This window comes from Plantactinospora sp. CNZ321 (assembly GCF_004217235.1).
This window is the reverse complement of sequence record NZ_SHKQ01000001.1, coordinates 5,210,222-5,225,170: the sequence shown is the minus strand read 5'-3', so window position 1 is coordinate 5,225,170 and position 14,949 is coordinate 5,210,222. Positions and strand designations below refer to the sequence as shown.

Below are 14,949 nucleotides of genomic sequence, written 5' to 3'. Positions count from 1 at the left end.
GCTAGCTCCTCTGCTCGATGATCCCGACGATGACCGCGTCGGTCGGTGTGTCCGGTCGGACGACTGCGGCGGGGTGGTCGCCGAACGCCACGATCACCTTGTCGCCGACGCCCGCGCCCACCGCGTCAACGGCGAGCACTGGAGCGTCGTCCGGGAACGCCACATGCAGCAGCTTGGATCCGGTCAGCGCCGGGTGCCGGGTGGCGGCCACGACCGACTCGGTCACTGTCCCGATGCGCACGGCCCGTCCCCGCTCTGCGTCGCGTCCATCCCGCTGGGGGCGACCTGGCCCCCGGCCCGCAAGGTGAAGTCCGAGCGTGCTGACCACAGGTACGGGAAGAACCGGCTGTAGACGCGCCTGGTCAGGTACGACGAGTCACTGCCCGCCGTACCGAGCGCCGCACCGCCGAGCATCCGCAGGACGAGTGCGACGTGTTCGCTGCGCCACCGCCGCCACATGTCGTCGTAGTCCACCAGCGCGGCAGTAAGGTGGTAGAGCTCCTTGTCTCGCACGGGGTCGGCGTAGAACTGGGCCCAGTCCACCACGCCGCGGCGGGCTGCGGCTCCCTGGTGTGCCTCGGCGAGATTCCGCTCGACCAGCGCCAGGTCGAGGCGTTCGGGCAGGACGCCGCCGTAGACGGAGCGCAGCCGCGACTGGTACTCCGGCGAGCGCAGCCCGGAAAGGATCTCCAGCTCGCGGAACTGCAGCGACTCCAGGCCGCTCGCGGTGCCGAGGTAGGGCCGGAACCGGTGGAAGGACTCCGGTGGCAGGAACTCCAGGGTGCCGACCTGGGTGACCGTCGCACCGACCATCGCGCACGCACGCCGGACGACCGTGACCGCCTCGATCAGCTCGTCACGGTCGATCAGGTCGCGGGCCCGCCGGACATCGACCACCAGGACCTTGAACCACAGCTCGATCGCCTGATGCGTAACGATAAAGTGCAACTCATCCGGATGCTCGGGCTCGCTGCGCGGCGACTGCGCCGCCAGCACCTCGGGCAGCCGCAGGTACGTGTGGTAGTCCAGCTCGATCGAATGTGGCTCGGACTTCATCATCGCTGTCCCCCATGGAAAATGCGCTGCGGTTCGCTTTCCGGCAGGCCCAACCGGCGCAGCAGGGTCGCCACCGACCCTTCCGGATCGCGGATGTCGAACAGATGGGTAGCCATCCCGGTACGCGCCGCACCGTCCAGGTTGGTTTGGTGGTCGTCCACGAGCAGGCACCGCGACGGCGTTTCGCCGACGGCGGCCGCCGCCCGCCGGAACGCCTCCGGGTCGGGCTTGGCGACTCCCAACGCGGTGGCTTCGATGACCGCGTCGAGCGCCTTGAGCTCGGCGAACCGCTCGATCCAGTCGGCGCCGAAGAAGTGCGCCATGTCGTTGGTGAAGACCGCCACCGGAAGCCGGGAGAGCATGACGGCCACCGCCGACGCCATCACCGGGCGGGTGGCGCTGCACGCCCGCCACAGCTGGCCGATGTCCCAGCCGCCGTTGCGGGCCACGCCGGCCCAGTACTCCCGCTCGCCCATGGCGCCGGTGACCACCGGCCGGTAGCCCGGATCGTCGACCAGCGGCCCGCGCGGGAAGGACGGCAGCGCCACCGACTCGAAGAGGGACGGTATGACCACGCCCCCGATGTCCAGCAGCACGGTGGTGACCCCGCAACGGGCCAGCAGCCCGGGCCGCCAGATCGCCCGCCGCCGGCGGACCGCCCAGGACCGGTGGTCCGGGAGGAGAACCGGCTCCGCCGCGGTGGTACGGCAGGCGGTGGTCCGATCAGACTCGGCCAGGCCCGGGCCGGCACCACGCGACTCAGTCGAGGATGGTGACCACACCGCTCGTGCCATCCACTCGGATCCGCTGGCCGTTCCGGATGGTCGCCACCGCGCTCCCCGTGCCGACGACCGCCGGCAGCCTGTACTCGCGGCAGACGATCGCGGTGTGGCTCATGATCCCGCCCACGTCGGAGACGGTCGCCACGACCCGGCCGAACACCGTCGACCAGGACGGGGAGGTCGCCGGGCACACCAGCACGTCACCGTCGCAGACGGTCTCGAGCTCGCGCACGTGGCGTATCACCCGCGCCGGGCCCTCCGCCACGCCCGGGGATCCAGCCACGCCGCGCAGCCGGGTCAGGCTCGTGTCGTCGGCACCACCGGACCGCTGGGACAGCCACTCGCCCACAGTGCCGGTCGTGATGCCCCACAGCATGACGGTGAACGGCTCGTTGATCTCGCTCGGTGGCGGGCCGAGCGCCGGCACGGGGGGTTGTGCGCTCAGCGCCTCGTAGATCGCCTTACGCCGGGCCACGATCGGGCGCCAGTACGAGCTCCCGCGCGGACTGCTCCCCACCGACCAGGCGGCCACGATGTCGTAGATCGCCTCGCTCACCTCGGTGCGGCGCAGGAAGAACATGTCCTCCGGCTCGTCGAAGGCCCCCATCTCGCTGAGCACCCCGGCCAGCTGCTTCGACTTGGCCCAGAAGGTGGCCCACATCCAGTGCTCGATGTAGAGCACGTGCTCCTCGATGTACGCGAAGACCATCCGGGCCAGCCCGACGATCTCGTCGAAAGCTGGGCGGCTGGCCTCGGGCAACAGCTCCCGGTACTCCGCCGAGATGCGGTCCCGCTCGGCGAGCACCTCCGCCGTCGGCCGGTCGATCGACTCGCCGACCGCCAGCCGCCGCAGGTACTCCTTCACCGACGCCAACGGGATCGCCGGCTCGTCCTTCCAGGTCGGCGAGGTGTGGTACCCGCCGGGATGGCCCGCGTCGGTGTTGATGACGAACCACGGGTCCGCCGTCTTGTGCCAGTCCGCAACCCACTCCCGGCCGCTGTAACTCCGGTCGAGCTGGGCGAAGAGCTCGTCAGGGGCGGTCGCGGCGAGGATCTGGTCGGCGATGTCGAGCCGCCGGGCCTCCTTCGCCAGCCGCTTGAGCTCGTCGTCGGGACGGTACAGGTCGACGCGGAGCCCGCCGACCATACGAGAGATCGTCTGGTCGGTGATGTCCGGGAACGCGTCGCGCATGAACTGGAAGAACGTCAGGTACGCGGCGTAGCCGATGTTCAGCAGCTCGAAGTGGTACTGGTACGTCTCGTACATGGTCAGGACGAGCTCGTCGAAGTCCCGGAGCATCCGGTAGCCCGAGGAGTGCCCGACCCGATCGAACACCACGGACTCCGGCTCGACCTCCGGCAGCGGCCGGAACTGGATCGCCTTGATCCGATCGAGGCAGGCGAGAACCTTCTGCTTCCACTGCGCGTAGATGCCATCCCAGTTGTCGTAGTAGTAGCCGGCGCGCCGGCCGAACAGTTCGGCGCGCGCCGCGAGTTGCTCGGGCGGCGCGGGCACCGGCGTGACGTACAGGTAACCGTTCAGGATCCGCTGGTCGACGCCGAAGGCCGGGGGCATGGCGAAGATGCGGGTGTTGAAGGCGCCCAGGGCCTGCCACCAGCACTCGCACTGGATCTCGTCGTACGGGTGCATCACCGCCGGATGGTGCAGCCCGTCCTGGAACCAGAACCGCTCCTCATCCTGGGCACGGCGGTCGTCACCAAAGAGGTGGTACCAGTTGTAGAGGTCCTGCCAACCATCCGCGCCCGGTGGCGCGGGAACGTCGAACGGACTGGGGAATCGGTCGGACTCGGGCACGGTGGCCTCCACTTCAGGCGTGAGGGTGCGTCGGAGGGCCCACGGCGCCGGGGGTCACGGGCGAGGTGAGGGTCGCCAGCACGAGTTGGACGGCACTGGACGCCCCTGGTGCGGCGACGGCGGCGCGACCGGACCAGGTCGTCTCGGGCCGCGCCTGCACCAGCAGTACACGGTCGGCGACGACGAACTCGATGTCGACCGGACGGCCGAACGCGCCTTCGACCAACCGGCCGAGCCGCCACAGCTCGGCGAGGTGCGCGTCGGAGAGGGAGGCGGTCGAGGCCTGCGCTTCGGGAACCGGATGCCATCCGACGCCCTGCCCTCCACCCGCGGCGCGGGCCATCCGCCGTGGCTTGGCCGCGATGTCGCGCCGGCAGCACTGACCGGTGACCTTCTCCAGGACGAACCGGTCGGGGGTGACCTCACCGGAGACGAGCGGCTCACCCAGCCCCCACACGCTCTCCACGACGATCGAGGACCGGTCGCCGTTGGCCGGGTTGAGCGTCATGAGCACCCCGGCAGCGTCCGCGTCCACCATCTGCTGGACGACCACAGCCATCGTCGCCGCGGCCGTGCCCACCTGCCGCCGGTACGCCACTGCACGGTCGTTGTAGAGGCTGGCCCAGCACCGGCGCACCGCCTCGGTCACCGCATCCGGCCCGTCGACCCACAGATAGGTGTCGTGCTCTCCGGCGAAGCTGGCCGTCGCAGAGTCCTCTGTCGACGAACTGGAGCGGACCGCCACCGCGGCGCCGCCCTCTCCGGCCAGGCGCCGATGGTCCTCGACCACCTCGTCGAGCACCGGGTGCCCCTCCGTCGCCTCGTATACTTCCTGCCGGGCGGCGGCACAGTGTGCGGCGAACTCGTTCGCCGTCACCGGGACGCCGGCCAGCTCCGTGTCGAGGCGGCCGGCCCGCTCGCCCACCGCAGCGCGGAAGGCGTCCGTCGTGACCACGAATGCCGATGGCACCGGCGCCCCCGCGGCCACGAGCCGGACGAGCCCGGCGCCTTTGCCACCGACCCCCGGCACCGGCGTGCCGTCGATCCGCCGGGTCCACGCCTCTGCGCTGTCCACTATGGTCACTCCTATCGGCGCTCGGTGAGGTCGCCGGAACCGCCCAACAGGCCCGTCATCTCGTCCGTAGGGCGGGGATACACCCGGGCGTTGCGCAGCTCCCCGTAGCCGGGGACCGCCTGCGCACCGGCGTCGACCCCGTGCTGCACCGAAGCGAGGTCACCCTCGACCACGACCACGATGACGCCGCCGCTGACCCGCTCCACGAGGGTGCAGGTCACGTCCGCCGCCTTGCACATCGCCTCCAGCGCCACCATCGCGGCCACCATCCCCCGGCACTCGACCATCCCGACAGCCGTCCTCGTCATCGGACGGCTCAGCCGACCAGGGCTGGTCGGTGGGCGATGGCGGCGACGGCCGCGCAGGGACTGGGGAATACCGCCGACCGGACCACCACCCCGTGCTGCGCCCGGATCGTCTCCTCGCCGACCTCGACGGCCTCGATCACCTGCGCGAGCTCGCCGATGACGGAGACCGAGACCAGACCACCGCCGATGCGGCTGACTCCGCCCAACCGCACGCGGGCGGTCTTGCTCATCGCGTCGACCGCGTCGTACACGGGCACGAATCCCTCGGCCTCGACAAAGGCCACAGCGGCGCGCGCGGACCTATCCGGCTCATCCGGCACCATGATTCCCCCGTAATGGCGTCAACGGTTGATCTTAAGGAGGTATAGATCAACGCCGGCAACGTCGTGGATCGATGTCCGAACCATACATTCGCAGCCTTGGGACGACAAGCGGTAGCCTCGCTGCCAACGACCATCGGGGGAGCGATCATGCAACTCGACGTCTTTTGTAGCGTTGCTCCAACGCCCGTCGGGGGTGTACTACCGTCAGAATCGTTGATCCTGCAGAATTTTCTCGCGCAATGTGTTGCCGCCGACGAGCTCGGCTACGGTGCCGTCTGGGTCGCCGAAAGCCATTACAGCAACGAATCACAGAAGCGCCATCGCCACCCCATTCTCACTCACTGGGACGGCGAAGTCGGTTTGAATTCCGACATCTGCCAGCTCGCCCACCAGGTCTTCTGCCGGACGCGACGGATCGAGGTGGGGTCGGCCATCATGAACATCGTTTGCAACGGCGGCCCACTCGCCGCCGCCGAGCGCGTCGTGACGGCGCTGACCTGGCACGGGCTGGACCCGGCCGAGCGCCGCACCCTCCACATCGGGTTCGGGGCAGGGCGGTTCGACTACGTCAACCGGATGACCGGCGTCCGTCCCCGCGCCCAGTGGGAGGAGCTAGCGTGGTCGCAGGTGCGGTCGGCGGTGATGTGGGAGGCGGCCGAGCTCTTCGTCCGGCTGGTGAACGGCGAGGAATTGCGCGCCGAGGACGTGCCGGAGTTCGTGCTCCATCGCGACGACGTTCCCGAACCCGGACAATGGGAGCGGGTGGTTGCCCTGGCCGGTGATGCTCGGGTCGACGACGGCGTACGGGTGCCGCGGCGCTGGCCGTTCGAGCTCACCCGCATCGTGCCCACACAGCCCCGTCGCGAGCTGCTCTCGCTCGTCGTGGGTTCACATGATCCCCGGCTGCAGGAGCACCTCAACAGGTTCGCGCCGGTGCGAGTCTTCAACCTCAGCATCACCAGGCCAGCGGTCATCGAGCAGACCCACGAGCGGATGCGTGGAGCGTTCCATCCCGCCGGCGGCGCGTGGCGCCGAGAGTACATGCCCCGCACGACGTTCGTCTTCCTCGACGCCTCGCCCGGCCGTTCGCCCGAAGACCAACGGGCCGAGGCGCAGACGCGGGCGCGTGCCGCGCTCGCCGCGTACTGGCGGGCGATGGACGGGACGGTCGATCCCGCCAAGGTGGCGAACGCCGCGGACAACGCGCTCGTCGGCAGCCCTGAGGATGTCGCAGCCCAGATCCAGGCCCGGTTTCATCCCGACGACCGGATCATGCTCTGGTTCGACTTTTTCGATCACGACAACGACCGTGTCGTGGCGAATATGACGGCGATGATGACCGAGGTCGTGCCACGCCTACGCGATCTAGGCATTCATGTCGAGGTGCCGACACCGCGTCACATCGACGCCGGTAGGGGCTTGCGGGCCGAACCCGACATCGTTTAGCTTCGTGTGCAGACTCGCAGCGGGTTCTGTCGATTCCCAATTTGTGATACGGCATTGCGTCAACTGACACGGGGGAGTGAGATGACGCCTTCGCCCAATACGACGCGGGCCAACGCTGACGATGCCACGCGCGTATTCCGATCCGTTCTCGCGGAGCTTCCCAAGGGAGTCACCATCGTGGCCACCCGCAGTGCCGCCGGCCCCGTCGGCGCCACCGCGAGCGCGGTGTCCTCGCTGTCCCTGGAGCCGCCGTTGGTCCTGGTCAGCCTCGCCCGGGAGTCCCGCACGTTGCGCCATGTGCGGCAACACGGGGCGTTTTCCATCAATGTGCTCCGGGACCGGCACCGCGAAATCGCCGAGGCGTTCGCGATCGGGACACACCATGACCGGTTCGCCGCCGTCCCGCACCACATCCGGCACGACGCCCCGGTGCTCGATGACGCCCTCGCATGGGTCACCTGCCGACTGCACGCGACCTACCCGGGCGGCGACCACGTCATCGTCGTGGGAGAGGTCACCCACATGTCGCGCGACGGCGGCGATCCGCTCGTCTGGCACCGGGGCGGCTACCACCGTCTCATCGGCCTGGCCGACCCCGCCGGTGCGTGCCTCCGATGACGAACGTCATGGACGCCGCCCCGCCGGTGGTCGTCGAGGTGGTGCGCTGCGGCGTCGTCGAGAGCAGGCACCGCGGTCACGTCGCCGTGCTGGACCAGACCGGCCAGTTGGTCGAGCACCGCGGCGATGTGACCACAGCGCGGTTCGCCCGGTCGGTCCTCAAGCCGGTGCAGGCCACCGCGATGGTCGGCGCCGGCCTGGACCTGCCCGATCCGCTGCTGGCGCTCGTGGCCGCTTCGCACGCGGGCGCACCACACCACGTCGATGGCGTGCGCGAGATCCTGGCCGGGGCAGGGCTGGACGAGTCCGCTCTGCGAAACGCGGCCGGGTTGCCACTCGGTGCCGAGGAGGCCGCCGATTACCTCCGCGCCGGGCACAGGCCGGCCCCCGTCGCGACGTGCTGCTCCGGCAAGCACGCCGGCACGCTGGCGACCTGCGTTGTCAACGGCTGGAGCCGGTCCGGCTACTGCGAGAGCAACCATCCGGCCCAGCGCGCGGTGCACGACCGGCTGATCCGGCTGACCAGCGAGCAGCCGAGAGCGACCGGTGTCGACGGCTGTGGTGCACCGACGTTCGCGGTGAGCCTCGCCGGGGTCGCGCGGGCCTTCCGCCACCTGGTCCTGTCCCCGCCCGGCAGCCCGGAGCGACGGGTCGTCGAGGCGATGCGCGCGCAGGGAGCCTGGGCCTCCGGTGACGACCGGATAGACGCGCGCCTGATGCGCGGGGCGCCCGGCCTCGTCGCGAAGGACGGCGCGGAAGGCTTCTGTGCCGCCGCCCTGCCCGACGGCCGGGCGGTCGCGGTGAAGGTCGAGGATGGCAGCCAGCGCGCGCTCGGGCCGCTGATGGCGACGGCCCTGCGGATTGTCGGTCTCGACGAGACCGCGCTCTTCGGCCTCCACAGCACCCCGATCTTCGGCGGCACGGCGCCCGTCGGCGAGGTCCGGGCCACACAGCTCACGAGCCAGGCAGGAGAGGCCCATGGATGAACCGACCAAGGTGATGCTGGACGAGTCCGAGATCCCGCGCCAGTGGTACAACATCATGCCCGACCTTCCGGCGCCACCGCCGCCGCCGCTGAATCCCGCCACGATGCGGCCGGCCGCGCCGGAGGACTTCGCCGCGATCTTTCCGATGGCTCTGATCGAGCAGGAGATGACGACCGAGCGGCATGTGGACATCCCCGACGAGGTCCTCGACGTGTACCGACTGTGGCGGCCCAGCCCGCTGTACCGGGCTCGCCGGCTCGAGCGGGTGCTCGGCACCCCTGCCAAGATCTACTACAAGTACGAGGGCGTTTCCCCCGCCGGCTCGCACAAGGTCAACACCGCCGTCCCGCAGGCCTACTACAACGCGCGGGCGGGCGTCCGGCGGCTCACCACGGAGACCGGCGCCGGACAGTGGGGCACGGCGCTGGCCTTCGCCTGCGCCCAGTTCGGCCTCACGTGTGAGATCTGGCAGGTCCGGGCCTCCTACGACCAGAAGCCGTACCGGAAGATAATGATCGAAACACTCGGCGGGACGATTCACCCTTCACCGTCCGAACTGACCGAGGCGGGTCGCGCGGTCCTGGAAAGGGATCCGGAGTCGCCCGGCTCGCTCGGCATCGCGATCTCCGAGGCGGTGGAGGTGGCCGCCCAGGATCCGCACAGCAAGTACGCCCTTGGCAGCGTGCTCAACCACGTGCTGCTGCACCAGACGGTGATCGGCGAGGAGGCGCTCCGCCAGTTCGCGAAGATCGGCGTCACTCCCGATGTGATCGTGGGCTGCGCTGGCGGAGGCTCCAACCTCGCCGGCCTGACGTTCCCGTTCCTCCGCGAAAAGCTCGCCGGCCGCATGGCGCCGGTCATCCGGGCCGTCGAGCCGGCCTCGTGTCCGTCCCTCACCAGAGGCGTGTACGCCTACGACTTCGGAGACAACGCCGGCACGACGCCGTTGTTGAAGATGCACACCCTCGGGCACGGCTTCGTGCCGGACCCGATCCATGCCGGTGGCCTGCGCTATCACGGCATGTCGCCGCTGGTGTCGCACATCTACGACCTCGGCTTGATGGAGGCGGTTGCAAAGACCCAGCGGGAGTGCTTCGCCGCGGGCGTGATGTTCGCCCGCGCGGAAGGCATCGTGCCGGCCCCCGAGCCGACGCACGCGCTCGCCGCGTGCGTCGACGAAGCCCTGCGCTGCAAGGAGACCGGCGAGAAGAAGGTGATCCTCACCGCCTTGTGTGGCCATGGTCACCTCGACCTCGCGGCCTACGGCGCGTACCTGTCGGGCTCGCTCGTCGACCACGAGTTCCCGGACGAGGAGGCCCGCAGGTCGACCGCCCTGCTGCCCGCGGTGCCCGCCTGACCGAGCAGCCCTCATCGTTCGCTGGGAGGATGTGATGTCGTGACGTCGACTGGACGTCCGTACTGGATCGAGCTGTCAAGTCCCGACCCGGCCGCCGGTGCCACGTTCTACCGTGATCTGCTCGGTTGGGATGGTGTGTCGACCGAGCATCGTGTGGACGGTCCCCTGCACGTCCAGACCGCCGCGTCGCGGCCGGTCGCGGGTGTACGGGCGGAGCCGGCAGCCGACGTCGGCGAGTGGCGGGTGTGTATGGCGACCGGCACCGTCGAGGACACGATCGCTGCCGTCGCCCGTGCAGGTGGCAAGGTCGAGCGCTCCGCCACCGCCGAGGATGGTCGCGTCGTCACGGCGGCGTGCGTCGACGGGCGGGGTGCGGCGTTCACGGTCTGCCTGCCCGAGGGTCGGCCGGCGTCGGCCGACGGCGACAACGGCATGTTCTGCCACGCCGAGCTGCTCAGCCTGGACCGCGTGGCCGCCGAGAAGTTCTACGGCGCGGTCTTCGGATGGACGGTCGATCCTCGGCCCCGACCCGACTACACCTATTACGAGTTGACGCTCGACGGCGTCGACATCGCCGGGATCATGCCGCTGATCCAGCCGTCCTGGCCGGCTGACCTCGCCGAGCAGTGGATGGTGTATTTCCAGGTCGACGACTGTGACACCGCCGCACGGCGGGTCACCGAGCTCGGCGGCACGGTCGAGGCACCACGCGACCGCATCTCGCCCGGTTGGGTCCTGGTCTGCCGTGACCCGCAGGGAGTCCTGTTCAACATCATCGAGTTCGCGCCGACTATCCACAGCGGCGCCCCGAGCCCGACGTGAGGTGATTTTCGATGAGCAACGTCAAGACCGACCTCGCCCTCTCGCCCCTATCCGGGACGTTGGGTGCCTTCTCCGAGTTTCCCATCCTCGACAGGCACGGATCCGACGTCATGGACGCCTTGATCGAGGGAATGGCCAGGTACCAGGTGCTCTTCTTCCGCGGCCAGCCCAACGAGCCGCGCAAGCTCTACGACCTGGCCGAGCGGCTCGGTCCGCTGCGGGTGGAAAACCAGGGCGTGGGCGGCACGACGTACGTGCCGGACTGGCCCGACATGCCAGCGCTGGCCTGGGTCGATGTCCGGGCGAGCGAGTGGCACACGGACCAGTCCATCATGGAGCCCAACCGCTACACGATTCTGCAGTGCGCGACAACGCCTGACGTGGGCGGGGACACCCTGTGGGCGAGCCTGATCGCCGCGTACGCCGGACTCTCCGATCGCATGAAGACCTACCTGCACGGGCTCGACGCCGTGCACAACGGCTGGCGGGTCGGCGCTCCGGCCCTGTCGAACACCCACCCGCTGGTCCGCCGCCACCCGGTGACCGGCGAGCCCAGCCTGTACCTCAACCGCACCTACACCGACCACATCGTCGACCTTCCCTGGCGGGAGAGTCGGGCGGTGCTGGACATGCTCTTCGCGTACTGCGAGCAGCCCCGCTTCGCCTGCCGGTGGCGCTGGCGGCCGGGAGACGTGGTCGTGTGGGACAACAGCTGCACCATCCACGTGGCCTCCGACGACTACCCGGCCGGCACGCAGCGCGACATGTACCACATCAACATCCTGGGCGACGCGCCCGCCGCCTACTGATGGCCCAGACCCCGCCTCACCCGGTCATCGAGGCGCGCGACCTCGTCAAGCGCCACGGCGACTTCACCGCAGTCGACGGCATCGACCTCACCGTCGCCGCCGGCGAGACCTTCGGCTTCCTCGGCCCCAACGGCGCTGGAAAGACCACCACCATGCGGATGGTCAGTTGCATGTCCCCGCGCACCTCCGGCAGCCTGTCGGTCCTGGGGATGGACCCGGCCACGCACGGTACGCGGATCAAGGCGAAGCTCGGCGTCGTGCCGCAACAGGATCTCCTCGACGAGGAGTTCACCGTCGAGGAGATCCTGTGGATACATGGCCGGTACTTCTCCCTGCCCTGGGCCGAGTGCCGCCGGCGCGCCGCCGAGCTGCTCGAGTTCTTCCAGCTCGCCGAGCGCGCCGGCAGCACGGTGGAGCCGCTGTCCGGAGGCATGAAGCGCCGGCTCACCATCGCGCGGTCGCTCATCAACGACCCGCGCCTGGTCCTTCTGGACGAGCCGACGACCGGCCTCGATCCCCAGGCCCGGCACGTCGTGTGGGATCGCCTGAAGCAACTCCGGGAGCGGGGCGTCACCATCGTCCTGACGACGCACTACATGGACGAGGCGGAGCAGCTGTGTGACCGGCTGGTGGTGATGGACCAGGGCAAGATCATCGCTTCCGGTTCACCGCGCGAGCTGATCGCGACGTACAGCACCGTCGAGGTTGTCGAGCTCACGTACGGCTTCAACGTCGCCATGGACGCGGCGCAGATGCTGGCCGGCATCGCGAAACGCGTCGAGGTGATCTCCGACCGGGTGCTCCTGTACGCGGACGACGGCGACGAGGCGCTGGCCAAGGCGAGGCTGACCCGCCCCGATGCGGTCAGCGCGATCGTGCGACGGAGCACGCTGGAAGACGTGTTCCTGCGACTCACCGGCCGAAAGCTGGTCGAATGACCGCCGCGCTGCATGTCCTCGAATGGAAGCTGATGGGTTTCCGGCGGCAGTGGCGGGCCACCCTGCCAACGGCGGTGCTCAACCCGCTGCTCCTGTTGGTGGCGATGGGCATCGGCGTCGGCAGCATCATCGACGACTCCACCGGCGCGAGCCGGGCGGCGTTCGGCGGCGCGAGCTACCTCGCCTTCGTGGGCACCGGCCTGCTCGCGACCACGGCGATGACGGTGACCAGCATGGAGTGCTGCTGGCCAGTGCTCTACGGGTTCGTCCGCTTCCGGTCGTTCCAGGTGATGGCCAGCACTCCCACGCGTCCGATCGACATCGTCGTCGGGATCGCGCTCTTCGTGTGGCTGCGGGCGGCAGTGGCGGCCTGCGGGGTCGCCATGGTGTTGCTGTTCGTCGCCGAGACGCGGTCCACCGGGCTGGTACTCGCGGTCGTCTTCGCCGCCACGTCCGCCTTGGCGCTCGGCATGCCGATGGTCGCATTCGCGGCCACCCGCCGCGGCCAGGACAGCTTCCCGCTCATCCAACGGTTCGTCGTCACTCCATTGCTGCTCTTCGGCGGCGCGCTGTTTCCGGTTGACGATCTTCCCGTCTGGGTCGCCGCGGTGGTTCAGGCCACGCCGCTGTGGCACGGTATCGAGCTGTGCCGGGGCGCGGTGCTCTCCACGCTGGGTGGCTGGGCGACTGCTGGACACCTGGCGTACCTGTCGGCGTGGGTTGGGGCCGGCATCCTCGCCAGCGCGCAAACGTTCAGACGGCGATTGGAAGCGTGATGGGCGTCCAAGCTCTGCACCTGCTAGAGCGCAAGGGCTTGTGGGTCCGTCACGCCTGGCCGATTGTCGTCAGCGGCGCCACCGAGCCGCTGTTGTACCTCGCCGCCGCCGCTGTCGGGATTGGGCAGTTTGTCGGCGACATCAGCGTGGACGGGCAGGTGATGCCCTACATCGACTTCGTCGGTCCGGGACTGCTGGCGGCGACGGCCATGAGTGGCGCGGTCTTCGACACGACCATCGACGTCCTGTGGCGGCTGCGCTTCAGCCGCACGTACGATTCCATCCTGAGCGCGCCCATGTCCCCGACCGACGTCGTGGTCGGCGAGGTGAGCGCGGGTGCCCTGCGCGGCACCCTCAATGCCGTCCTCTTCCTTGTCGTACTGGCCGCTTTCGGCGCGGTCCCCTCGGCATGGGGTCTCATGGCCATCCCGGTCGGGGCGCTGACGGCGCTGATGTTCGCGTCTCTGGGCATGGCTTTCACGACCTTTCTCCGCAGCTTCTCGGCGTTCGAGTGGCTGCCGACCGTCACCACGACGCTGTTCCTGTTCTCTGCCACCTTCTTCCCGGTGTCCGCATACGGCTCCGCGAGCAGCCTGGTCCAGCTCTCACCGCTCTACCACGCGGTCGCCCTCATGCGGTCGTCGATGGCCGGCACGATACGGCTCGCGGATGCCGGCCACACCGCGGTGCTGGTGTCGCTCACGGCCGCCGGGCTGTGGATCGCGTCGCGCCGGTTGGCCTCGCTGCTTCTCCGCTGACGTCGGAGCACTCTCCTGGTGCGAGTGCCCGACGGTCAGCGTCCGCTGCTATGACCGGGCCTTCTCCAGATAGACCAGCTCAACCGACTCGCTGACCCTGCGCCTGGCAAACGCGGCGTAGCCAAGATGCTCGTACAGTGCGAGGTTGCGGGTGCTCGCGGCGCCGGTGAAGAGCTCGAACCTGGCCACCCCCGGCGGCGCGGCCTGCTCCGCGGCCCGAAGCAGCATCGTGCCGATCCCTCTGCCCTGGACGTCCGGCGCGACGATCAAGCGACCGATATGTCCGGTCTCCCGCTCGACCGTCAGTCTCACCGCCCCGACGATGCGCTGCATGCGGGTTGCCACGAGCACTGCCTTGGCGGCGACCACAGCAGCCAACTCGGCCAACGACTCGACCAACGGTGGGAGGAAGGGATCCTGATAGGTCTGCGCCTCCGCCAGGTACGCCGCTCGCTGCAGTGTCAGGATCTCGCCCGCGTCATCGACATTCGCCAAGCGGACGCGCGCCGCCGCGATACCCTCGCGGGGCTCTCGTATATCGGTCACAACCCATAGGATACCGCCAATACGACGCCATTGTGCCGTTTCAGGAGAGGGCGGAGACGTGTTCGCCCGGCGTTGCCGCCCATGCGCGTACAGCACCGGGGCGTACCACATGAAAGATCTTCCATGCCATCATGACGGCGCCTCGTGGGGGAAGATCGCGTTAGAGTGCGCGCCGTGGAAGGAATGGTGTGGTTGCTGCTGTGCCCGTGTTTGTTCTTCGTTCTGCTCCTCTTCGTCGCGGTCGTGATCCTCTGGTTCCAGACCAAGCCGGGGCGCCGGTAACCGCCGGTGACAGGTCGAGCAGGGCGTGTGCCGCCCAGCGAACCGGTGTTCCGGCTCGGCGGTCAGCCGGTAGGGCCACCACCGCGCCCGCCGCGGGCCGGGCTGGTCCACCGGCCGCCGTGCCGGTGGTCGCCGGCGACCCGCAGCGGTACGGTGACCGGCGCCGGACCGTCCGGCCAACTCACCGCCTCGCTCACCCGCTCAGCCGTTCACCGCTCCGCGCACCCGTTCACCACTTCGCTCACCCGCTC

18 protein-coding genes are annotated in these 14,949 nt (G+C 69.4%); 9 read left to right on the top strand and 9 right to left on the bottom strand.

What is annotated here, in order from left to right; translation table 11 throughout:
• Nucleotide 1: 1 nt before the first annotated feature.
• The 7 genes from EV371_RS22555 to EV371_RS22525 are packed head-to-tail and all read right to left on the bottom strand — an operon-like array spanning nt 2 to nt 5,360.
• Nucleotides 2-241, bottom strand: a complete 240-nt coding sequence (locus EV371_RS22555; RefSeq protein ID WP_130463817.1) for a EutN/CcmL family microcompartment protein — start codon at nt 239-241, stop codon at nt 2-4.
• Nucleotides 223-1,059, bottom strand: a complete 837-nt coding sequence (locus EV371_RS22550; protein WP_130463816.1) for a tryptophan 2,3-dioxygenase family protein — start codon at nt 1,057-1,059, stop codon at nt 223-225. The genes EV371_RS22555 and EV371_RS22550 overlap by 19 nt, the downstream gene beginning before the upstream one ends.
• Nucleotides 1,056-1,850 (bottom strand): HAD-IA family hydrolase, encoded by a 795-nt coding sequence (locus tag EV371_RS22545; RefSeq protein ID WP_130463815.1) that lies wholly within the window; start codon nt 1,848-1,850, stop codon nt 1,056-1,058. The genes EV371_RS22550 and EV371_RS22545 overlap by 4 nt, the downstream gene beginning before the upstream one ends.
• On the bottom strand, nt 1,816-3,654 hold the full coding sequence (locus EV371_RS22540) for a PEP-utilizing enzyme (RefSeq protein WP_165436810.1): 1,839 nt from the start codon (nt 3,652-3,654) through the stop codon (nt 1,816-1,818). The genes EV371_RS22545 and EV371_RS22540 overlap by 35 nt, the downstream gene beginning before the upstream one ends.
• Nucleotides 3,655-3,667: 13 nt before the next feature.
• Entirely contained in the window at nt 3,668-4,729 is a 1,062-nt protein-coding gene (locus EV371_RS22535) for a PEP/pyruvate-binding domain-containing protein (protein WP_165436809.1), read from the bottom strand.
• Between the two features lie 11 nt (nt 4,730-4,740).
• Complete coding sequence (locus EV371_RS22530) at nt 4,741-5,037, bottom strand: BMC domain-containing protein (RefSeq protein ID WP_130463812.1); 297 nt, start codon at nt 5,035-5,037, stop codon at nt 4,741-4,743.
• 8 nt (nt 5,038-5,045) lie between these two features.
• Nucleotides 5,046-5,360 carry a BMC domain-containing protein gene (locus tag EV371_RS22525; protein ID WP_130463811.1) on the bottom strand — a complete coding sequence of 105 codons (315 nt, stop codon included), beginning with the start codon at nt 5,358-5,360 and terminating at the stop codon, nt 5,046-5,048.
• Between the two features lie 147 nt (nt 5,361-5,507).
• Here EV371_RS22525 and EV371_RS22520 point away from each other — a divergent pair, with 147 nt between their 5' ends.
• The 9 genes from EV371_RS22520 to EV371_RS22480 all read left to right on the top strand — a co-directional run bounded on the left by EV371_RS22520 (nt 5,508) and on the right by EV371_RS22480 (nt 13,870).
• Nucleotides 5,508-6,806, top strand: a complete 1,299-nt coding sequence (locus tag EV371_RS22520) for an LLM class flavin-dependent oxidoreductase (RefSeq protein WP_130463810.1) — start codon at nt 5,508-5,510, stop codon at nt 6,804-6,806.
• Nucleotides 6,807-6,887: 81 nt separating this feature from the next.
• A complete protein-coding gene (locus tag EV371_RS22515; RefSeq protein ID WP_130463809.1) occupies nt 6,888-7,424 on the top strand; it encodes a flavin reductase family protein in 537 nt (178 codons plus the stop codon).
• Entirely contained in the window at nt 7,421-8,410 is a 990-nt protein-coding gene (locus EV371_RS22510) for an asparaginase (protein WP_130463808.1), read from the top strand. The genes EV371_RS22515 and EV371_RS22510 overlap by 4 nt, the downstream gene beginning before the upstream one ends.
• Nucleotides 8,411-8,423: 13 nt before the next feature.
• Nucleotides 8,424-9,767: a TrpB-like pyridoxal phosphate-dependent enzyme gene (locus EV371_RS22505; protein WP_486484755.1), complete on the top strand. Its 1,344-nt coding sequence runs from the start codon at nt 8,424-8,426 to the stop codon at nt 9,765-9,767.
• Between the two features lie 39 nt (nt 9,768-9,806).
• The gene (locus tag EV371_RS22500; RefSeq protein WP_130463806.1) at nt 9,807-10,589 is read left to right on the top strand and encodes a VOC family protein; all 783 of its coding nucleotides are present in this window, start codon (nt 9,807-9,809) and stop codon (nt 10,587-10,589) included.
• A gap of 11 nt (nt 10,590-10,600) precedes the next feature.
• Complete coding sequence (locus EV371_RS22495; RefSeq protein ID WP_130463805.1) at nt 10,601-11,398, top strand: TauD/TfdA family dioxygenase; 798 nt, start codon at nt 10,601-10,603, stop codon at nt 11,396-11,398.
• Nucleotides 11,398-12,336, top strand: coding sequence for an ABC transporter ATP-binding protein (locus tag EV371_RS22490; RefSeq protein WP_130463804.1), 939 nt, complete (start codon nt 11,398-11,400; stop codon nt 12,334-12,336). The genes EV371_RS22495 and EV371_RS22490 overlap by 1 nt, the downstream gene beginning before the upstream one ends.
• Complete coding sequence (locus EV371_RS22485) at nt 12,333-13,112, top strand: ABC transporter permease (RefSeq protein WP_130463803.1); 780 nt, start codon at nt 12,333-12,335, stop codon at nt 13,110-13,112. The genes EV371_RS22490 and EV371_RS22485 overlap by 4 nt, the downstream gene beginning before the upstream one ends.
• Entirely contained in the window at nt 13,112-13,870 is a 759-nt protein-coding gene (locus EV371_RS22480) for an ABC transporter permease (RefSeq protein WP_130463802.1), read from the top strand. Before EV371_RS22485 ends, EV371_RS22480 begins: the two co-directional genes overlap by 1 nt.
• 48 nt (nt 13,871-13,918) lie before the next feature.
• On the opposite strand, the gene EV371_RS22475 is transcribed toward EV371_RS22480, so the two are convergent.
• Together EV371_RS22475 and EV371_RS34580 are read right to left on the bottom strand one after the other, a co-directional pair.
• Nucleotides 13,919-14,407 carry a GNAT family N-acetyltransferase gene (locus EV371_RS22475; RefSeq protein WP_486484960.1) on the bottom strand — a complete coding sequence of 163 codons (489 nt, stop codon included), beginning with the start codon at nt 14,405-14,407 and terminating at the stop codon, nt 13,919-13,921.
• Between the two features lie 353 nt (nt 14,408-14,760).
• Nucleotides 14,761-14,895: a hypothetical protein gene (locus EV371_RS34580; protein WP_349339089.1), complete on the bottom strand. Its 135-nt coding sequence runs from the start codon at nt 14,893-14,895 to the stop codon at nt 14,761-14,763.
• Nucleotides 14,896-14,949 lie beyond the last annotated feature (54 nt).